Genomic DNA, 20,641 nt, shown 5'->3' with positions numbered 1-20,641 from the left:
CTTACAGTTCCATCCCTGCGTCGCTCATGCGCCGTGCATACACGCTCAGCACCACGCGCTCGGAATGGGTGAGGTAGTCGTGCATCATTTCAGCGGCCCGTTTCATATCACCAGCTTCAAAGCGCTCCAGCATGGAGGCGTTCATGTCGATGTAGGGGGCGTGCAGAAACTCGGCATCGCTCAGCATGCCGAAAGCCAGGCGCAGCTCCACCAGCAGGTGCGAGAACAGTGTGTTGAGCCGCTCGCTGTCGGCAAGGGCCACCACGCCTTTGTGAAAGCGCATGTTTGCAGTGCCTACCTCCACCCACTTGCCCGCGGCGCGCAGCGCGCGCTGTGCATCCACCGCCTCGCGCATTTCCTTGCGTGCCGGGTGCTGCGGAATCGCCTGTGCCAATGCCTGGCATTCGATCATGCGGCGCACGCGGTAAATGTCCATGATCGATGCCATGGAGGGAATGGCCACGAACACGCCCCGGTTGGGCACGTGGCGCAGCAGCCCTTCCTTGCTCAGCAGGCGGAAGACTTCGCGCAAGGTATTGCGCGAGATGTCCAGGCTTTCGCTCAGCGCCACCTCGGACAGTCTGGCGCCGGGCTGGAACTCGCCACGCACGATGCGTTCGCGGATCTGGTCCGCAACGCGGTCGTTGAGCGACAGGGTGGGCGCAGCAGTAGTCATGGCAGGGTGTGGGTTGGTAGAAGTCGTTGCCGACGATGATAGCGGGGCCACGGTCGGCGCAACGGCTGGCAAGGAACTGCGTTGATCGGTACTGACCGCCACCGTCGAGTGAAAGCCATGCCCGATGCCCCTTGTTTGTCACACAAAGATACGGGTTTACCCGGTCATTGATCTGCGTTTTGTTTGGCTAAACTTTTAAATTGTTCAACAAACATAAATTTGACACTGTCCTTATCCATTGGTTGTTGAACAAAAAAGTGGTGCTCACCCGATGCTTTGGGTGACGTGCCGAACACATAACAAACCTGTGGGTTCTCTATGGACAGCACTATCGTCAACCTTTGGCCCCTTGTCGGGGTGGCCGTCATCATCGTGGGATTCATCCTGCGGTTCAATCCCTTTGTCGTGGTCGTGGTGACCGCGCTGGTCACGGCCGCAGTGGCCGGATTTCCAGTGCAGAAAATCCTGGCGGCACTGGGTTCGGGTTTCGTCAAAACCCGCAATCTGCCGCTCATTCTGGTGTTGCCGCTGGCGGTGATCGGTCTGCTGGAACGCCATGGCCTGCGCCAACACGCGCAGAACTGGATCAGCCGCATCAAGTCGGCCACTGCAGGCCGACTGCTGATCGTCTACCTGGCTGCGCGTGAATTGACGGCTGCCGCAGGTTTGACAAGCCTGGGCGGACACCCGCAGATGGTGCGCCCGTTGCTGGCGCCTATGGCTGAAGGCGCAACCGAGACGCGCTATGGCAAGCTGCCCGAAACCCTGCGCCACCGTTTGCGCGCCTTCAGCGCGGCGACGGACAACGTCGGGCTGTTCTTCGGCGAAGACATTTTCGTGGCCTTTGGCGCGATCGTGCTGATGACCACGTTCCTCCATGAAGCCGGTATCGATGTGGAGCCCATCCACGTGGCGCTGTGGGGCATTCCTACCGCCATCTGCGCATTCATCATCCACTCCTACCGTCTGTACCGTCTGGATCATTCGATTGCCAAGGAAATGGCCGGTGCAGATGCTGCCCAGACTGGCAAAGCCCAGTCGCAAGGAGGTGCAGCATGATTTTCAGCATCACCCAGGTGTACTGGCTGGCAGGCCTCATCATGGCCTGCGCCGCTGTCTTCAATTTTCTCGATGCCACCAACCCCAAGCGCTGGACGACAGGTCTGTTCTGGGGCGTGTATGCCATCATGTTCCTGCTGGGCGACAAGATGCCGCCCGAGGTGGTGGGCGTTGGCGTGATCGTGCTGGCGCTGATCGTGCTGGTCAAGGGCGTGGGCGGCGGCAAGCCGCAGATGCGCACCGAGGCGCAGAACCAGGAAAGCGCATTGCGTCTGGGCAACAAGCTTTTTGTTCCGGCCCTGGCAATCCCTATCGTCACGGTGATCGGCAGTGTGCTGCTCAAGGACTTCAAGATCGCCGGTGATTTTCTGATTGATCCCAAAAACGCCACGCTGGTGAGCCTGGCGCTGGGCTGCATCATCGGCCTGGCGCTGGTGTGCTGGATGACGCGGGAGACGCCTGCCCAGGGCCTGCGCGAATCGCGGCGCCTGATCGACGCCATGGGCTGGGCTCTGGTGCTGCCGCAGATGCTGGGCATGTTGGGCCTGGTGTTCTCTGACGCAGGCGTGGGCAAGGCCGTGGCACATGTCACCACCACCTACATCAACATGGATCTGCGCTTTGTGGCCGTGGCGGTGTACGTGCTGGGCATGGCCTTGTTCACCATCATCATGGGCAACGGATTTGCCGCCTTCCCGGTGATGACAGGAGGCGTTGGCGTTCCGATCCTGGTGAACGTGTACCACGGTGATCCTGCCGTGATGGCGGCCATCGGCATGTTCTCGGGCTACTGCGGCACCTTGATGACGCCAATGGCAGCCAACTTCAACATCGTGCCTGCTGCGCTGCTGGAGCTGCCCGATCGTAATGCCGTGATCAAGGCCCAAATTCCTACCGCCTTGGGCATTCTGATTTGCAACGTCTTCTTGCTCAATTTCCTGATGTTCCGTTAAAAGAGCATGGTTTTACAGAACCTGGCGCATGATCCCCACGAGGAGCACCTGCAGCTCGGCGCCGGTTCACCTTCTACAAAAGACTGAAAGGAAACGCGATGTCCCTGACCATGGATTTGAACAGTGACCTGGGAGAGAGCCTTGGCGCCTGGACCATGGGCGACGATGCCGCCATGCTCTCCATTGTCAGCAGTGCCAATGTGGCCTGTGGTTTTCATGCAGGCGATGCCGCCGGCATTCTGGAAACCCTGAAAAAGGCCAAGGCCAACAACGTGGTGGTGGGTGCGCATGTTGCCTACCGCGACCTGGTCGGCTTTGGCCGCCGCAACATGGATGTGGCCCATGCCGATCTGGTGGCAGATGTGATCTACCAGATTGGCGCCCTGCAAGGCATGGCAGCCGCCGCAGGCACCACGGTGCGCTACGTCAAGCCCCACGGCGCGCTCTACAACACCATTGCGCAGGACAGGAAGCAGGCTGCAGCCGTCATCGAAGCCATGCAAGCCGTCGGCGGTCATCTGGCGCTGGTGGTACTGGCGGGATCGCCCCTGACACAGTGGGCGCAGGACGCTGGGCTGACCACCATTGCCGAAGCCTTCGCCGACCGTGGCTATACGCCGCAAGGCACCCTGGTGTCTCGCCGCGAACCGGGCGCAGTGCTGCACGACCCTGAGCTGGTGGCGCAACGCATGCTGCAATTGGTGCAGCAAGGCACTGTGCAGGCCAACGATGGCTCGGTGGTGCGGGTGCAGGCGGATTCGATCTGTGTGCATGGCGACAGCCCGGGCGCGGTGGCCATGGCGCGCGCGGTGCGCGAGCGCCTGGAGGCTTCCGGCGTGCAGATTCGCTCCTTCATGGACAAGGCGGCCGCATGAGCGTGGCCGCCTCTACAACGCGCAGTATGCGCTTTCTGCCGGTGAGCGACCAGAGCCTGCTGGTGGAGTTGCAGGATCTGGCGCACACCCTTGATCTGCTGTCAGCGCTGCAGGCCCAGGTGCCAGCGGGTGTGCGCGAGCTGGTGCCCGCGGCACGTACCATCCTGATCGAATTCGACCGTTGGCAGACCAGCGCCGCTGCGCTGCGCCGCCATATCGATGCGCTCCAGCTGGGCCAGCAGGATCTGGTGGCGGGCCAGCGCGTTGAAATCCCCGTGCATTACGACGGTGAAGACCTCACCGAAGTCGCCCAATTGCTGGGCATTGACGTGCCCGAGCTGATTCGCCGCCACAGCGGTGAAGACTACAGCGTGGCCTTTTGCGGTTTTGCCCCCGGCTTTGCCTACCTGACGGGTGGCGATGCGAGCCTTCAGGTTCCGCGCCGCAGCACGCCCCGCACCAAGGTGCCTGCAGGCTCGGTGGCCATTGCGGGCACGTTCAGCGCCGTCTATCCCAACGACACACCAGGCGGCTGGCAATTGCTGGGCCGCACCGATGTGCCCATGTGGGATTTGCAGCGCGATCCACCCGCGCTTCTCCAGCCGGGCATGCGTGTGCGCTTTGTCGATGCTGCGGCACAAAAAGAAATCGCTGGTGCCCGATCCGCAAACAACGCAGACAAATGCCCTTCTGAGATTGGCGCGGGCAAAGCACCAGCCACCAGCAAAACCAACGTTGCCATGCAGGTGCGCGCAGCAGGGTTGCAGACCCTGGTGCAAGATGCGGGCCGCGCTGGCCAGGCGGGCCAGGGCGTGTCGGCCGCAGGTGCTCTGGACCAGGGGGCAATGCGCCGTGCCAACCGCTTGCTGGGCAACGATGCCCGCTTGCCCGTGCTCGAATCCGTGGCCGGGGGCCTGCAGCTGCAGAGCGTAGGCGCCACCGTGGTAGCCGTAACGGGTGCCACCGGCCCGCTCACCGTCAAGACCAGCGACGGCTCGGCATGGCAGGCTGCGCGCAATGCGGCCATTGCATTGAACGATGGCGATCTGATCCAACTGGGCGAGCCCGAGACCGGCTTGCGCAGTTACGTTGCCGTGCGCGGCGGCTGGCTGGTGGAGCAGGTGCTGGGCAGTGCCAGTACAGACACCCTGGCCCGTATTGGCCCACCCGCGCTGGTCCCCGGCATGCAACTGGCCATTGGCGATGCGCAGCACAACGGCGCTGTGCAGGCTCCAGATATGGCGCCTCCCGTGCTGCCCAGGGGTGGCGACACCGTGGTGCTGGATGTGGTGATGGGCCCGCGTACCGACTGGTTCACCTCCGAGTCGGTAGCGCGCTTTGCAGCGCAACGCTGGCAGGTCACACCGCAGTCCAACCGCGTGGGTCTGCGTTTAGCTGGCGATGAAGCATTGGCCCGCAGCATCACGCAGGAGCTGCCCAGCGAAGGCACGGCACTCGGTGCCATCCAGGTACCCGCCAGCGGCCAGCCGGTGCTGTTTCTGGCAGACCACCCGCTGACGGGCGGCTACCCCGTGATCGCCTGCGTTGCCTCGCACCACCTCGACCTGGCAGGCCAGGTGCCTGTGGGCGCATGGCTGCAGTTCAATGTGCTGCAGCCTTTTGCAGATATTCAAGGATAGAAGCCATGAAAAAAGTTTTGATTGCCAACCGTAGCGAAATCGCCGTCCGCATCATCCGTGCCTGTGCCGACCATGGCCTGCAGAGTGTGGCCGTGTATGCCGACGACGATATCGACGCGCTGCATGTACGCATGGCTGATGAGGCCTATGCGCTGCAGGGCCAGCGCCCGGCCGATACCTACCTCGACATCGCCAAGCTCATCGCCGTGGCGCGCCAAAGCGGGGCAGACGCGGTACATCCTGGCTATGGCTTTCTGTCCGAAAACGCCAGCTTTGCCCGCGCTGTGATCGACGCGGGCCTGACCTGGGTGGGCCCACCCCCTTCGGCCATCGAGCAGTTGGGCGACAAGGTGCAAGCCCGCAAGCTGGCGCTCAGCGTGGGCGCTCCTCTGGTGGCCGGCACGCCGGAGCCCGTCAAGGATGTGGCTGAAGTCCATGCCTTTGCGCGCGAACACGGCTTGCCGATAGCCATCAAGGCTGCTTTTGGCGGCGGTGGCCGAGGCCTCAAGGTGGTGTGGAAGGCCGACGATATTGATGAGCTGTACGGCGCTGCCGTGCGTGAGGCGGTCACCGCTTTTGGCCGTGGCGAATGCTTTGTCGAGCAGTTTCTCGACAAGCCGCGCCATATCGAAGCGCAGGTGATGGCCGATCAGCATGGCAATGTGCGGGTGCTGGGTACGCGCGATTGCTCGCTGCAGCGCCGCAACCAGAAGCTGGTGGAAGAGGCGCCTGCGCCGTTTCTGACCGATGTGCAACGTGAGCGCATCCACCAGTCAGCACGCGAGATCTGCCAGGCCGCAGGTTATGTGGGCGCGGGCACGGTGGAATACCTGCTCAGCCAGAGCGGCGCCATCTCCTTCCTCGAAGTCAACACCCGACTGCAGGTGGAGCACCCCGTGACGGAGGAGACCACCGGCACCGATCTGGTGCGCCTGCAATTCCGCGTGGCTGAAGGCGAGGTGCTGGCGGACACGAGCGTGCCCGCTCCCTATGGCCATGCGTTTGAGTTCCGCATCAACGCTGAAGACGTGGGCCGTGGCTTCTTGCCTGCGCCTGGCCTGGTGACGCGCTTTGATGCGCCGTCAGGCCCCGGGGTGCGGGTGGACAGTGGTGTGCAAAGCGGATCGATGGTGGCAGGCCAGTTTGATTCGATGCTGGCCAAGCTCATTGTCTGGGGGCCGACGCGCGAAGTGGCCGTACAGCGTGCGCGCCGCGCGCTCAAGGAGTTCAAGATCGAGGGCGTGCCCACAGTGCTGCCTTTCCATGAGGCGGTGATGGCGCACGACGATTTCGTGAACGGTCTGCACATGGGCGTGCACACCCGCTGGATTGAAACCCAGCTGATGCCACAGTGGGATGCCCAGCCCGAGAACCGTCCGCAGCCCGTGCAAAGCAGCGGCCTGCAACGCATGGCGATTGAGCTGGATGGTCGCCGCGTGATGCTGGGGCTGCCCGCATCGCTGTTGTCGGGCCTGTCTGTTGCTGGCCATGCCGCAGCCGCCTATGCGGCCCCACAGGAAGAGGCGGATGCCAATGCAGTGACCGCCGTATCGGCAGGCACCTTGACCGCCTGGAAGGTAACCGATGGAGCCACCGTGCAGCAAGGCGATCTGATCGCCGTGATGGAGGCCATGAAGATGGAAATGCAGGTCAACGCGCCTCGCGCGGGCCGCATCAGCTTCAAGGCCGAGGCTGGAAGCTACCAGGCGGCAGGCGCGGTGATTGCACGTATCGACTGAGCCTTGTCTGGGCCGACGGGCCTGTTCACGCAGAACGTGTGAACAGGCCCTTGCTTTTGCTTTTGGAAAGTGCCTGCGGCAGACGTGTTGAAGGGCGCAGCGCGCATTGCTATCTCATGAGGAATGCCCGGTTGGCAAGATCGACGCGCTGTCGTTTGGTAAGAATGGCTGCACCCTTATCGTAAACGCTGTAGCAGCTGTGCCTTGACGGAGGAGGTGTAGGTGCGACCCACCCGCACCATGGCGCCATCGGAAAGCACGATGGTCAGCGATGAAAATGCGCCCACTCCCACGCGGGTGACCGCATCCACGCGCACCAAGGTGCTGCGGTGAACGCGGATGAATTCCTGCTGCGGCAATTCGCGCTCCAGCTCGGACAGGCTGGCGTTGTACAGAAACTCCCGCCCATCCGCATGGATGCGAGCGTAGTCGCGTTCGGCCTGTACGCGCAGAATGCTGGCAACTGCAATCCGCACATACTGCCCCTGGGTTTTGACCCACAGTTCGGTCAGGCCCGGCAGGGGCGGGGTCGCCGCACGGCGGAGATTGGCGACGACCTCTTCGAGTTCTGCAATCCTCTGCGCGCTGCTGCGCAATTCGCTCGCCGAGCGGGCGCGCTCCATCGCGAGGAGAAAGCGCCCTGGCTCAATGGGTTTGGTGATGTAGTCGACTGCGCTGGCGTCAAAGGCGCGGCGTGCCTGGTCGTCAAAGGCGGTGACAAAGACAACCGCTGGCAGTGGCTCGGTCTCGGGCAACTGCCGCAGCAGGTCGAACCCACTGCCGCCCGGCATCTGGATGTCGAGCAGCAAGACATGCGCCTGTGACTGCGAAAGCCATTGCAGGGCTTGGGTGACGGAGGCCGCTTCACCGATGGTTCCAACCCATGGCAGCTGGCGCAGCATGCGTTGGAGCCGACGCCGGGCCAGCGGCTCATCATCGACCACCAGCACATCAAACTGCTTCATGCGATTGTCCAGGGCGGCCGATATCGACGCGGAAAGCGCCTTGCTTGCCAGAACTTTCTCTCTGCCGGTTTGCCAGGTTCATGTCTGTCCTTTGCACAAGTATGACAAGTCGGTGCAACGAGGTATCCAAGGCGCTAAGAACGAGAAAGCATTCTGCAAGCGCTTTGGGGGAAGTGGAGTCACACTAAAGATTGCCATGGTGTGAATGTCAAGCGGTGGGCGGATGGCGCCTTCGGCAGCACCAAGGCCTGACGAACCTGCAGGCTGACAGGGGCGGGGTCATTCAGGACATGAAATTAGAAGATACGCCCAATGGCGCTCGTCGGCTTTTTTCAGTCATCCGTCGAAATCACTGCACTTCATCCCCCTGTGCCAGCGGCTCGCATATCGGGTGCGCCATGCACCAGGAAAAGCCTCCTATGCTTTCGGAGATCACCCATTTTCGAGTCTTTTGGAGACAGCTTGTGCGCCTTTCGATTCTCTCTTCTCGACCCCTTTGCGTCGTCGTGCAGCCCCGTGCGAAATCTACGGCGCATTCCGCTGAAAAAAAGGCAGCCGGGCTGCTCGGCCCCGTGATCAATATTCCGGTGGTCTGCAGCGCAATTGCACGCCGCTTTGCTGCCAAGGGGCTGCTTCTTGTTCAAGCAGTGTTACCGGTACTCGCCATTGCGGCGACCACACCGTCTGTCACCATTCCCGGCTCGCCCCTGCAGATCAGGGTGGGCGAGGACAATTCGTTCCAGATCACCGCCAGCGATGTACATGACAGAGGCCTGGTTCAGCCATACACTGTGGTGGATGGCACTGCCGACATGGGCTTCATCGTTGCATGGCCCGGGGCGCTGTTCAAGCCGGATTTTGCGCAACATATCGGCTCGCACATTACCGATTTCACGCTCACGGGTACGCCTTACACACCGCGCTCGCTGAGCGCCGTCTCGGGCAGCGGTACCGCTGCTGATCCATTCACGGTGACGGTGAAGAGTGACCTAGGCAATACCGGGGTCAGTGCAACACTCACGGTGCAGTATGTCAATGGCACTCGCCATTTCACCAAGGCGCTGACGCTCGCCAATGCGGCGGGCATTGGCACCACGCGGGCGGCCCAGATCATGCTGGGCGCGGCGCTGGCATCACCCATCGGCGAGGGCAAGACACGGCCTTATCTGGATGCCGCCACCACGAGCCCTGGAGGGCAGGGCGCAAGCACGTCCGGTGGCACCAGTGGCTGCCCCGCCCCTGATGATGTGGCGCCGCACACCATCTTGTTGGCACCGCAGACTCCTCCTGACGCCTATTTCGCGGGCTACTTCAACTCCATATGGCGACAGATCGACCGCGCGCAGCTCGAAAACCGTGTGGATACCAATTGCGATGAAAACGGGGGCGCGCTGCAATGGACACGAACCTTGGCGCCCGGTGATTCAGTCACTGTCAGTACCCGCATGTCGGTCAGCGAAACGGCTGCACCAAGCCGCTACACCGTGGGTGGTACCGTATCGGGCCTGACTGGCACAGGCCTGGTGCTGGGCGAGAGCCACAGTGCGGAGACGCTGCCCGTCAGCGCCAACGGCAGCGTCACCTTTCCAGCGCCGCTTGCCAATGCGGCGGCCTATGCGGTCACCGTGCTGGCGCAACCCACTTCGCCAGCGCAGACATGCAGCGTAGCCCAGGGCAGCGGCACGATCAGCGGCGCGAATGTCACGAATATCGCGGTGTCATGCTCGTCTGCGGAACAGGTGCCCACCCTGTTGACGCTGGCAGCCACACCCAACCCCATCGTCGCGGGCAGGCCCTTGACTTTGCGCGCCACAGTGGCCACCAAGCCCAAGAGCGCCCAGGTTCCCGAAAGCAAGGCATTGGAAGCCAAGGCGGTCGCCACAGGCATAGTCACCTTCAGTGACAATGGCACGCCCGTTGGCAGTGCGCCGCTCGGGGTCGATGGTTCGGCTTCCCTGGCGGTCAGCAGTCTGGCAGTAGGCACCCATGCGCTTACCGCACGCTACACCGGTGATGCCGAGAATGCCCCCAGTGAAACGCTGACGCCCTTGAGCGTGGTGGTGCAGGATGGCTCTGCACCGTCAGCGCCCGTGGGCGTTCCGGTGTTGTCGGCGGGAGCCCTCGCTTTGCTGAGCGTGCTGGCAGGCTTGCTGGGCATGGCATGGCGCCGCAGAACCTGAGTATTTGAGCAAGCTATGGCCGATTGCTGACACAGTGGAGTGGGGCCGCCGCGTCAGAATCGGGGGATGCATGATTCGCCACAACCGGCCTGGCAGCGATTGACCAGGCGCTTACATCCGCTTGAACCCTTTTACAACGCGACCCAGCTGTGGCTCGGGGCCGATGGCTTGCGCATGAGCGCAGCCATGTCGTTTTACGGCATGCTCAGCCTGGCACCGCTTCTGCTGCTGATTGTGGGGCTGCTGGGCTGGTGGCTGGACCGTTCATACATCGAATCCACGCTGATCCACCAGGTGGAATCCGTCATGGGCACGCAAGTGGCGGGCGTGGTGCGCGGCGCGCTGCAGAGTGCGCAGACCAAATCACAGGGCCTCATTGCCTCGGCGGTAGGTTTTGTGATGCTGCTTTCTGGTGCTACCGGCGTGTTTGTGGAGTTGCAGACGTCGCTGGAGCGGCTGTGGAACCATGGGCAGGATGTGGACAAGAGCGGCACGCCCTGGTGGTACTCACTGATGCAGCGGTTGCGCGGTCTGGGCTACATCCTGGTGCTGGGCTTTTTGATGCTCATCTCTCTGGTGATCACCACGATGCTCAGCGTCACCACCAAATGGGCCGGAACGGTGCTGCACATGCAGGCACCCAGCCTGTTGATGGGAGTGGTCAACGAGGCGGTCTCATTCGTCATCACGGTGACCCTGTTCGTTGGCATGATGCGCATCGGCACGGGCGACAAGCCACGGTTGCGCTATCTGATTGCCGGCGCTGGTATTGGCGCGTTCCTGTTCACCATTGGCAAGCAGGTGCTGGCCTGGTATCTGTCCACCGCAGCCGTGGTGTCTGCCTACGGGGCGGCGGGTTCGCTGGTGGTTCTTTTGATGTGGATCTATTTCTCATCCGCGATTCTGCTATTCGGCGCTAGTTGCGCGCGCGCCTTGGACAATGCCGATATTGCACTGCATGGCAAGGCAGACCCGGCTGCCGATGCCGCAGATACATCGCGGCCACCCGCCGGGCAGGCTGCGACGGTGGATTTTCAGATTTAGAGCCGCTAACACAACCCTTGATACGTCGTTGCTTCGTCGGGGGCGCCTAGCCGGGGGTGCCCAGCCGGGGGCGCCCAGCCTTGTCGTACGTCTGTACTGCCTGCAGCTTCGCCTGACGCGGCCTGGCGCCTCGTCTCAACCGCAAATCTACGATTTGCTGGGTTGTGTTGGCGGCTCTTCGTGCGCCAGTGGCCAATGAAAGCGCCCGAAGGCGCATGGCAGGAACGCTGGGGGTGAGCCGGGTTAGCGGGGCTGGGCCGTGATTTCAAAACCTTCCGCACGAGAGTCATGTCGCATGAAGAGCACTAGCAGGAACGCCACCACAGCCAGCGATGCGAGGAACATCACGGCATACACATCATTGCCCATCTTGTCCTTGAGGCTGCCGAAAATGGTGGGGCCGATGTAGCCTCCCAGATTGCCAATGGAGTTGATCCAGGCGATCCCGGCGGCTGCGGCGGTGCCACTCAGAAATGCAGTAGGCAAGGTCCAGAAGGTGGGCAGCGCACTGAAGATTCCAAAGGCGGCCAAGGTGACGGCCGCCATCTTGGGCACGGGCGCGGAGGTGTTGGCTGCGATCAACAGGCCAGCAACGATGCAGAGCAGAGGGATTTGCACAAACCATTTGCGCTCCTTCATTCTGTCGGAGCCGCGCGTCCAGAAGATCATCGCGATGGCGCCAACCAGATAAGGGAAGGCGTTGATGAAGCCGATCTGCACATTGGACAGGCCGCCAAAGCCCTTGATGATCTGCGGCAGGAAAAAGCCCAGGCCGTACAGCGGCACGGTGATGCCCATGTAGACAAAACCCAGCGCGATCACCTTGGGGTTGAGCAAGGTCTGCTTCCAGGAGATGTGGTGGATGGATTCACGGTTCTGGCGCTCGGCGGTCAGGGTCTTGTCCAGCCAGGCGCGCTCGTCGGCAGACAGCCATTTGGCATCTTGCGGACCATCTGGCAGGTAGAACAGAACGACAAACGTCAACAGGACGGCGGGCAGCGCCTCCAGAATGAATAGCCACTGCCAGCCATGCATGCCGCCCAAGCCATCCATGTCCAGGATGAAGCCGGAAATCGGGGCGCCGATCACGGTGGAGATGGGGATGGCAAACATGAACCAGCCCACAATGCGCGCGCGATAGGCGGCGGGAAACCAGAGGGTGATGTAGAAGATCACCCCAGGGAAGAAGCCTGCTTCGGCAATGCCCAGCAGAAAGCGAACCACGTTGAAACTGGTGGCGCCCCCCACCCAGGCCTGCGCTGCGGACAGAATGCCCCAGGTGAACATGATGCGGGCGATCCATTTGCGAGCGCCAAACTTCTCGAGTGCCAGATTGCTGGGCACTTCACACAAGAAGTATGACAGGAAGAATATGCCCGCTGCGCTGCCGAAGACTGCGGCGGTAAACCCCAGATCCTTGGACATGCTGGCCCCGGCAAAGCCGATGTTGACGCGATCGAGATAGGCGATGAAGTAGCAGACCATGAGCAGTGGCAGTAACCGCCAACTCATCTTGGAGATGGTGCGCTGTTCCAGGGTGTCCATGTTGGTCTCCGATGCTGTTATATATGAGGAATTCGGATAAATTGCTACGATTTTCATAGCTGCATGCGCAGATATAACATACGTAGATGCTGGTTTCCATGATTCATAATCATGGAACGCCGCCATTTTGCACCTCGCCCACTGGTGCTGCAATTGCCTCGGAGACAGATAGAAAAAGCCCCGCGCAGCAGAGACTGGCGGGGCGGGGGTGCGTAGTGTCTGATCAGGCGGTTTTCATGGAGCCGCTATCCAGATAGCGCTGGTGCCACGACAGGGCCTCGGTCAGGATATGTGGCGTGTGCAGTCCGGCCGATTGCTTCATTGCGCGATCAAGGTAGTCGTGCAGCATCGGGCGGTAATCCGGGTGGGCACATTGGTTGATGATGACCTTGGCGCGTTGCTTGGGCGAGAGGCCGCGCAGATCGGCCAGGCCCTGTTCGGTAACGATGATCTGCGTATCGTGCTCGGTGTGGTCCACGTGAGAGCACATGGGGACGATGCAGGAGATGCTGCCGCCCTTGGCGACCGAAGGTGTCACGAAGAACGACAGATAGCCGTTGCGGGCAAAGTCGCCGCTGCCGCCAATCCCGTTCATCATGCTCGAACCCATCACATGGGTCGAGTTGATGTTGCCATAGATATCGGCCTCGATCATCGAGTTCATGGCAATCACCCCCAGGCGGCGCACAAGCTCGGGATGGTTGGAGATTTCCTGCGGGCGCAGGATGATGCGGTCCCGGTAGAAATCGATGTTGTCCTCGAAATCCTGGTACGCACGGTTTGACAGCGAAATCGCGGTGGCGGAAGCCCGGCTCATCTTGCCCGAGCGCAGAAGATCCAGCATGCCGTCCTGCAGCACCTCGGTAAAGCCCAGCAGGTTGTCGAAAGGCCCGGTCAGCAGGCCTGCCAGCACCGCATTGGCCACATTGCCAACCCCGGACTGGATAGGCAGCATTTCCTTGGGAAGGCGGCCCATCTTCATCTCCTGCGAGAGGAAATCGATGATCGACGCGGCAATGGTGTTGGAGTTGGCATCGGGCGCGGCAAACACGTTGTCGCGGTCTCCCTTGTGCGTTTCCACCACCGCAATCACCTTGTTCAGGTCTACCTGCAGATAGGGCTGGCCGATACGGTCGTCGGCGTGGGTCATGTTGATTGGCACGCGGCGTGGCGGAATGGCCGTGCCGTAATAGATATCGTGCATGCCTTCCATCTTGGCGGACGGCTTGGTGTTCACTTCCAGGATCACCTTGTCGGCAATCTCCAGCCAGGTCTTGTTGTTGCCCACGGCGGTAGATGGAATCAGCAAGCCATCGGCGGTGACGCCCAGCACTTCGACCACAGCGACATCCATGTGGCCCAGAAAGCCGAACCACGCATGCTGCGCCACATGCGAAAGATGCATGTCGATGAAGTCGATTTCACCGGCATTGATCGCCTTGCGCGCGACTGGATCGGTGTTGAACGGCAGGCGCTGCCCCATGGCATGCGCCTGGGCCAGTGCGCCATCGCATTCGGCTGCGGTGGAGGCGCCTGTCCAGACATTGATCTTGTAAGGCCTGCCTGCGGCATGTTCGGCCTGCGCGTGGGCTGCAATGGCCTGCGGCAGGGCTTTGGGATAGCCTGCGCCGGTAAAGCCGCTCATGCCCACATTGGCTCCTGCCGGTATCAGGGCGGCTGCCTGTTCGGCCGACATGATGCGGGCATGCAAGGCGCTGTAGCGCACACGGTCATTCAACGACATGGGGATCCAATACGGAGTTTTTGTTTTCTGGGGGTATCACGGCATGGTGCCGCAAAAGCGCGCAAATCTTAGCAGTCGTTGCCTATGAAACGATTGTCTTTTGACAAATACCCGACTGGTGAAAATGCGCTATCAGGGATGTGGCGATCATGACCATCCCAGGCATGCCCGCAGACTATGCCGGCAGCTCCCGCGGTGTCAATGCATGCGGTCCAAAAAAAAGCCCGGGGGTGTCCGGGCTTTCTGGAAAAATTTTTAAAACCGTGATGAATCAGCGTTTGTCACCCAGGTTGAGCAGTTGGTAGAGGATGATGGCGCCAAAGGTTGCGGTGCCGATGCCACCCAGGGCAAAGCTGCCGAACTTGAGCGTGAAGTCGCCGGTACCGATGATCAAGGTGATGGCCGCCACGATCAGGTTTTTGTTTTGCGAGAAATCGACCCGGTTGTCGACCCAGATCTTGGCACCGGCCACTGCAATCAGGCCGAACACCACAATTGATACCCCACCCATGATCGGCAGCGGAATGGCCTGAATGAGCGCGCCGAACTTGGGCGAAAAGCCCAGCAAGAGGGCAATGATGCCAGCGACCATGAAGACGGCCGTCGAGTAGATGCGGGTCGCGGCCATCACGCCGATGTTCTCCGCATAGGTAGTGACGCCAGTGCCGCCCACGCTGCCGCTCACCATGGTGGCAACACCGTCACCGATGAAGGCGCGGCCCATGTAACGGTCCAGATCCTTGCCGGTCATGGCGGTCACGGCCTTGATATGGCCCAGGTTCTCCACCACCAGGATGATGACGACAGGAACGATCATGAAAGCGGCTTGCGCGCTGAACTGCGGCGCTGCGAAGTTGGGCATGCCTACCCATGCCGCGTTGGCGACGCCGGACAGATCGACAGGCTTGCCCAACCCCATGCCATTGGTGAGCACGGCATAGATGATGGATGCTGCAATCAGCCCCACCAGAATCAACAGGCGCTGCACCATGCCGCGCGTCACCACAGCCACCATGCCGACGCAGACAAAGGTCAGCGCCTGCATCCAGCTTTCAAAGTTGTTGGATGCCATGTTCTTGATGGGGACGCCCGCGAGGTTCAGACCAATCACCGCAACGATGGCACCGGTGACGACCGGGGGCATGAAATGCTCGATCCACCGCGTGCCGATGGCCTGCACCAGAAAGCCGACCAAGGTGTAGACCAGGCCACAGGCAATGATGCCGCCCAGGGCGACGCCAATGTTGGCATTGGCGCCAGAGCCTCCGTAACCGGTGGCGGCAATCACCACGCCGATGAAGGCAAAGCTGGAGCCCAGATAGCTGGGAACCCGTCCGCCAGTCAACAGAAAAAAGATGAGCGTGCCTACGCCGCTCATCAGAACCGCCACGTTCGGATCAAACCCCATCAGGATCGGCGCCAGGATGGTGGAGCCGAACATGGCGATGACGTGCTGCACCCCCATGACCGAGGTTTGGGGCCAGGCAAGACGCTCATCGGGCGCAACAACATCATCGGTGCCAGGGCGTACTTCGCGCCAGCGGGGGAAAAAGGATTCGGACATGGTGGATGAAGAGGCAGCCCCGCGCGCACGACGCCAGCGAGCTGCCGGAAGTAAAAAAGGGTGCTGCATCATAGTGAATTTGGCAGCGCCTGTAGAGAGAGGGAAACTCTTTAAGTGGGGCAGCCGTGCATGAGCGGCGGCAGGCTGGCGCAGCCACTGCAGCGGCGGATTAATCCCAATAGCAAGCCCTGCTATTGCCCGTTTGCACGGCCTCTGCTGGCATCATGCGGGTTGTGAATGGATAATAAAAGTGACATTGATAACTAATATGGTGTGCTGTTTGCGACGGCATGCCGGTTTTGGAGGGCATACCCATGAACTGTGTGCAATGTGGAGAAGCGTTGCCGGAAAGCGCCAAATTCTGCAAAAAATGCGGCTGCAAAGTAGGTGCGGCAGTACCCGCCACGCCTGTGGCGGTGAACAAAGGCATGCCAGCCGCCCCTGCTCCGGCGTACACCACTTGCCCTGATTGCGGGGCATTGTGCAAGGGCAATGCCCGCTTTTGCGGCAAGTGCGGCTGCCGGTTTGAACAGAATTCCGGCTTCGAAGATACCCGGCGCGATGCTGAAGACCCTTTGTCGCCCGAAGAAGAAAAAGCCATTTTGGTATTTGGCAACGTGCAGGACAGCAGCGAGCCTGCACCTGACCGCAATGGTGAGCGCATCGACACGAGCCCGGCAATGGTGATTGGCGGCAGCGCCGCCAGCGCGGTGGCCGCTGCACCCAGCCTGCGCACGGCTGCATCCGAAGAGGGCAAGCGTGGGAATGACTGGTTGACGTCTGGCAAGACCGCGGCGCCTGTGCCGCCTGTTGTTGCTGCGCCACCAATGCAGCCCGCCCAACGGCCCGCAAAACCCGCTGCCAGCAGTACGCCCGAGCCCAAGCCCCGCAAGAGCGCGACAGAACGCAACCCCATGCCACAGGCCCCCGAAAACTCAGGCGGTCCAGGCAAATGGATTGCACTGGGAGTGCTGGCGCTGGCCTTGCTCGCAGGCGGTGGTGTATGGTGGTGGAAGGGTAAGCATCAGCGCCAGGCAGTACCTGCCCCTGCGCCAACGGTCAGCGTGCCCGCTGCGCCTGTCGAGGCCCCTGCTGCCCCGGCGGCGCTGCCTGCCGAGGCCGTACTGGCCCCGAACGAGACGATTGCCCCGCCCCCGGTTGAAGCGGTGCCTGCTGCAGATGCTGTTGTCGCTGCGCCGACCGAGGCTGCGGCCATTCCCGCAGCCGAGTCGGCTCCTGCTCGCACGGCCCCGCGCAAGCCGGCACGCAAGCAGACCTTGGATGATTTGTTGAATTGAAGGAGAGTGTTGTGAAGTCCATGTTGAAAATATCCGCATTGATGTCGGCCGTGCTGCTGGCAGGTTGCGTGGCCCCGCCCCAGGAAGTGGCTCCGCCCCCTGCGCAAGGCGCCGTTCAGGTGGAGTGCGGCGTGGCATCGCCCCCTGGTTGCCGTCAGCCTGCTGTGCCGCCGGCATTCAACGAGTGGGAGCAAAAGATGCAGGCAGAGACCGCGAGCGCCGACGAACTGCGCCAGCGCGCGGTCGACGCCATGGCCACCTTGCCAGTCAAGCAGCGTATTGGTGCGAGCGAGACAGTGACCACCGAGCAGGTGTTCAAGTCCAACCAAGCCAATGGCACGCGCAACATCAAGGTGCTCGATTCGGTTGTGTTAGATCTGCCCTGGACCGCCAAAGCAACCCAGGAACACAAGAATGCAATGACCGCCATCAAGGACATTGCCACTCTGATGGCTGACAACCGTGGCGGCGCCACGATCTATGTCACCGTCTCGCCCCGCGACCTGCGCGCAAAGAAGGTCAACCTGAAATCTGGCACTGCGCCAACCGAAGCAGGTAACCCGGTAGAAGTGAAAAAGTCTGCCGACAAGAATGTGCCCGCTGGCATCGAGCACTTTGTGATCCAGGCCAGGCCCTGGGTCAGCACGATTAACTGAGACTCGCTTTATTGGAATGGCCTGGCTGTGCGTGCGCAGCAGGCCATGGACACCGTCCACAGCAGCGCTGCATGGCCAGGGTCCAGAGTGCCCCGCAAGGCGGCCGCTTACGTAGAAATAGGAGAATTGCATGTCTTCCACCAAATCCATGCTCAAGTCGATTGACTTTGGCCAATTGATGCGGGCGGCCGAGGGGCTGACGCAATGGCGCGTGCTCGGCCTGTCGTTTCTGACCTGGCTGGCCGGCGGGCTGGTGCTGATGGGGGGCCAGATGCTTGCCACGCGCATGGGCAGCGTTTTTCTCGCTTTCCTGTTTTTCGTTGCCGCCCTCATCGTGTTCTGGGCAGGTACGTCGGCGGTGGGCATCCTTCTGCAGGACAGGGCCAAGGATGTGGAAGAGCGCAGCATGGCCGACGCCTTGAAGGCCGGACTGCTGTGCGTGCCCAAGTTCATCCTGTTCGGTCTGCTGGTGCTGGCGCTGGTGGTGGCTCTGTGTCTGGTGGGGGCCCTGGTCTACTTCATCTGCAAGATTCCGTTCATCGGGCCGATCCTGCTGTTTTTTGCCCATCCGGCAATGGTCATCATCGCATCCGTGTTCTTCATTGCCCTGTACTGGGTGGCCGCACCCTTGCTGGCTCCGGCCATCTGGGATGGCCGCAGCCTCAGAAGCGCGGTGTCGCTGGTCGTGTCGGTGGTGCGCACGCGCCTGGTGCCGCTGGTGCTGATGCTGCTGGCACTGTACGTGGTGGTGGGCATCATTGCGCTGGTGCTGTTCACCGGCTTCATGCCGGGCTTTGCCTATATGACGGCCTTGGCCAGCGGCATCATCGGCCCGGCCATGCTGGGCGGTTTTGGTGGCGGCGCCTTTGGGCCGATGGCATTCAATGGCCACCTGGTGGCGGGAACGCTGTCCACCGTCATTCTGTTTGCAGTGCTGATGGCGTTGACCATGCAGGTCATGATCATGGGCATGAACATCATCTACCTGATGGTGACCGATGGCCTGGATGAAAAGGCAACCGAAGAAAGCCTGCAGGCCGGCATTGCGCTCGCGCGCGAAAAAGCCCGCCAGGCGCAGGACATGGCCCGCGAGGCCGCCGACAAGGTGCGCCATGCCACCCATACCAATACGGCAGAAACACATGCTTCTCCATCAGGTGCGGCCTCCGCAGGGGTACCAAGCGCCACTGGCCAGAACCACGCCCAGACATCAGCGGTGAACCCAGCAGATCTTTTTGCTGGCAGCCCGGCAGCTGCGCCAGCAGCAACTGCTGCTGTTACTGCTGCCGGTCTGGGGGCCTCTGTTGCTACGGCTGCCGGTTTGCCAGCGCACGCTCCGGCGGAACAAGGCTCGGGTGCTGCGCCTGCCATGCCTGCGGCAGGGGGGGCCGCTCCCGCAACAGCTCCGGCGGTACAGACTGCTCAGGGGGCAGCCAAGGTGTCGGAGGTTGCTGCGGCCTCTGTACCGGCAGCTCCTGTGCTGGCACCCGCACCTGCGGCGCCTGTGCCTGTTGTACCGCCAGCCCCAGTGACGGCGTCTCCTGCGGTGGTTTCCAGCCCTGTACCTGCAGCAAGCCCTGCGCAGGCAACCAACCAGGCGCCATTGCCGCGCTGCAGCAGTTGCTTTGAAGTGGTCGCCGCCGACGATGTGTTCTGCGGACACTGCGGGCACAAGCTGCATTGAATGTGAAAAACGCTGCAAAGAGGCGCCAAGGCGCCTCTTTTTTTATTCAAATGCTGGTAATTAGCAGTAATTAGCCGTGCTTGCCCTGCTGGATTGGTAAAAGAGTGTTGCCACAGTGGCGCTTTGGCCCTAAAACCGGCGGCCCGCAGCAGCGATTCGCTGCGGGGCAGGTTACACTTTGCCGATTCATGTCCAGTCCATAGATCGGCTACTACATCCATGTCAGGTGAAACGACGCAGCGCAGCGGTTTTGATATGAAAAGCGCCCAGTTGCCGGTGGTCGCATTTGCGTTGCGGTCGACGGATGCTGAACAGTTAGCGCGCGAGTTTTCGGAGCGCTTTGGCAATGATTCGGAGCTGTTCGACAACGATCCTGTGCTCATTGACCTGGTGCAAGTGCGCGATGCAGAAACGCCCATCGATTTTGCGGCGCTGACCGCGTTGCTGCGCCAGTACCGCACCATGCCGGTGGCCGTGCGCGGTGGCAATGCGCAGCAGATGCAGGCAGCCCGTGAGGCGGGCCTTATCGCTGCCCCCGAGGCTCCCCCTGCGCGCGCAGCGGCTGCGGAAAAACCCGCGGTGCGCGAGGTGATCCACGAAGTGGAAGTGGTCAAGGAAGTGCAATTGCCCGCCAAGACCACGGTGCGGGTGGACAAACCCATGCGTTCGGGCCAGCAGGTGTATGCGGCAGGCAGCGATGTGGTGGTCAATGCCGTTGTCAGCTTTGGCGCGGAAGTAATTGCTGACGGCAATGTACACGTCTATGGCCCTTTGCGCGGACGGGCTGTGGCCGGTGCGCGGGGCGATACGTCAGCCCGCATCTATTGCACCTGTTTTGAGCCGCAACTGGTATCGATTGCCGGTATCTACCGTACGGTTGAATCAGACTTGCCGCCGGATGTGGCGGGCAAGCCTGCAATGGTGCGCCTGGATGGTGAAAAGCTGCTGATTGAGCCGCTGTAGGCGGCCCCTGGGATGCTGAGCTGAGGAGAGGGCCCACCCGGGCATTGAACAATTGA

General features: G+C 61.6%; 16 protein-coding genes and 1 pseudogene. 12 read left to right on the top strand and 5 right to left on the bottom strand.

What is annotated here, in order from left to right; all coding sequences use genetic code 11:
- Position 1: 1 nt before the first annotated feature.
- Entirely contained in the window at positions 2 to 676 is a 675-nt protein-coding gene (locus HNP33_RS03200; protein ID WP_184705186.1) for a GntR family transcriptional regulator, read from the bottom strand.
- Between the two features lie 318 nt (positions 677 to 994).
- Between HNP33_RS03200 and HNP33_RS03195 the strand changes: the two genes are divergently transcribed.
- The 5 genes from HNP33_RS03195 to HNP33_RS03175 all read left to right on the top strand — a co-directional run bounded on the left by HNP33_RS03195 (position 995) and on the right by HNP33_RS03175 (position 6,942).
- Positions 995 to 1,735, top strand: a complete 741-nt coding sequence (locus HNP33_RS03195; RefSeq protein WP_184705184.1) for a DUF969 domain-containing protein — start codon at positions 995 to 997, stop codon at positions 1,733 to 1,735.
- On the top strand, positions 1,732 to 2,688 hold the full coding sequence (locus tag HNP33_RS03190; protein ID WP_184705182.1) for a DUF979 domain-containing protein: 957 nt from the start codon (positions 1,732 to 1,734) through the stop codon (positions 2,686 to 2,688). The genes HNP33_RS03195 and HNP33_RS03190 overlap by 4 nt, the downstream gene beginning before the upstream one ends.
- Before the next feature lie 104 nt (positions 2,689 to 2,792).
- Positions 2,793 to 3,563: a LamB/YcsF family protein gene (locus HNP33_RS03185; protein WP_184705266.1), complete on the top strand. Its 771-nt coding sequence runs from the start codon at positions 2,793 to 2,795 to the stop codon at positions 3,561 to 3,563.
- Between the two features lie 26 nt (positions 3,564 to 3,589).
- Entirely contained in the window at positions 3,590 to 5,203 is a 1,614-nt protein-coding gene (locus HNP33_RS03180) for a carboxyltransferase domain-containing protein (RefSeq protein WP_184705264.1), read from the top strand.
- 5 nt (positions 5,204 to 5,208) lie between these two features.
- Positions 5,209 to 6,942 (top strand): acetyl/propionyl/methylcrotonyl-CoA carboxylase subunit alpha, encoded by a 1,734-nt coding sequence (locus tag HNP33_RS03175; protein ID WP_184705180.1) that lies wholly within the window; start codon positions 5,209 to 5,211, stop codon positions 6,940 to 6,942.
- A 176-nt stretch (positions 6,943 to 7,118) separates the two neighbouring features.
- Here HNP33_RS03175 and HNP33_RS03170 read toward each other — a convergent pair whose 3' ends face one another.
- Positions 7,119 to 7,907 carry a LytR/AlgR family response regulator transcription factor gene (locus HNP33_RS03170; protein ID WP_184705178.1) on the bottom strand — a complete coding sequence of 263 codons (789 nt, stop codon included), beginning with the start codon at positions 7,905 to 7,907 and terminating at the stop codon, positions 7,119 to 7,121.
- Between the two features lie 572 nt (positions 7,908 to 8,479).
- On the opposite strand from HNP33_RS03170, the gene HNP33_RS21265 reads away from it, so the two are divergent.
- Complete coding sequence (locus HNP33_RS21265) at positions 8,480 to 10,087, top strand: Ig-like domain repeat protein (protein ID WP_184749438.1); 1,608 nt, start codon at positions 8,480 to 8,482, stop codon at positions 10,085 to 10,087.
- Positions 10,088 to 10,153: 66 nt separating this feature from the next.
- Positions 10,154 to 11,131, top strand: a complete 978-nt coding sequence (locus tag HNP33_RS03160; protein ID WP_184705174.1) for a YihY/virulence factor BrkB family protein — start codon at positions 10,154 to 10,156, stop codon at positions 11,129 to 11,131.
- A 243-nt stretch (positions 11,132 to 11,374) separates the two neighbouring features.
- Here the strand turns inward: HNP33_RS03160 and HNP33_RS03155 are convergent, their stop codons facing one another.
- The 3 genes from HNP33_RS03155 to HNP33_RS03145 form a co-directional block, all read right to left on the bottom strand.
- Positions 11,375 to 12,676, bottom strand: a complete 1,302-nt coding sequence (locus tag HNP33_RS03155) for an MFS transporter (RefSeq protein WP_184705172.1) — start codon at positions 12,674 to 12,676, stop codon at positions 11,375 to 11,377.
- 223 nt (positions 12,677 to 12,899) lie between these two features.
- Positions 12,900 to 14,420, bottom strand: coding sequence for an acetyl-CoA hydrolase/transferase family protein (locus tag HNP33_RS03150; protein ID WP_184705170.1), 1,521 nt, complete (start codon positions 14,418 to 14,420; stop codon positions 12,900 to 12,902).
- Positions 14,421 to 14,691: 271 nt separating this feature from the next.
- Positions 14,692 to 15,984 (bottom strand): solute carrier family 23 protein, encoded by a 1,293-nt coding sequence (locus HNP33_RS03145; RefSeq protein ID WP_184705167.1) that lies wholly within the window; start codon positions 15,982 to 15,984, stop codon positions 14,692 to 14,694.
- A gap of 290 nt (positions 15,985 to 16,274) precedes the next feature.
- On the opposite strand from HNP33_RS03145, the pseudogene HNP33_RS21320 reads away from it, so the two are divergent.
- The 5 genes and pseudogenes from HNP33_RS21320 to minC form a co-directional block, all read left to right on the top strand.
- Positions 16,275 to 16,442, top strand: a pseudogene (locus tag HNP33_RS21320) (zinc-ribbon domain-containing protein); the annotation flags it as partial.
- Positions 16,443 to 16,559: 117 nt separating this feature from the next.
- Entirely contained in the window at positions 16,560 to 17,282 is a 723-nt protein-coding gene (locus tag HNP33_RS03140) for a hypothetical protein (RefSeq protein WP_233464306.1), read from the top strand.
- 20 nt (positions 17,283 to 17,302) lie between these two features.
- Entirely contained in the window at positions 17,303 to 17,938 is a 636-nt protein-coding gene (locus tag HNP33_RS03135; RefSeq protein ID WP_184705163.1) for a hypothetical protein, read from the top strand.
- A gap of 130 nt (positions 17,939 to 18,068) precedes the next feature.
- Complete coding sequence (locus tag HNP33_RS03130; RefSeq protein ID WP_184705161.1) at positions 18,069 to 19,622, top strand: zinc ribbon domain-containing protein; 1,554 nt, start codon at positions 18,069 to 18,071, stop codon at positions 19,620 to 19,622.
- 219 nt (positions 19,623 to 19,841) lie between these two features.
- Positions 19,842 to 20,585 (top strand): septum site-determining protein MinC, encoded by a 744-nt coding sequence (gene minC, locus HNP33_RS03125; RefSeq protein ID WP_184705159.1) that lies wholly within the window; start codon positions 19,842 to 19,844, stop codon positions 20,583 to 20,585.
- Positions 20,586 to 20,641: the final 56 nt, after the last annotated feature.

Origin of the sequence: Comamonas odontotermitis, from assembly GCF_014207855.1 — a bacterium.
Taxonomy (GTDB): domain Bacteria; phylum Pseudomonadota; class Gammaproteobacteria; order Burkholderiales; family Burkholderiaceae_C; genus Comamonas; species Comamonas odontotermitis_A.
This window is presented reverse-complemented; position numbering and strand designations above follow the sequence as displayed.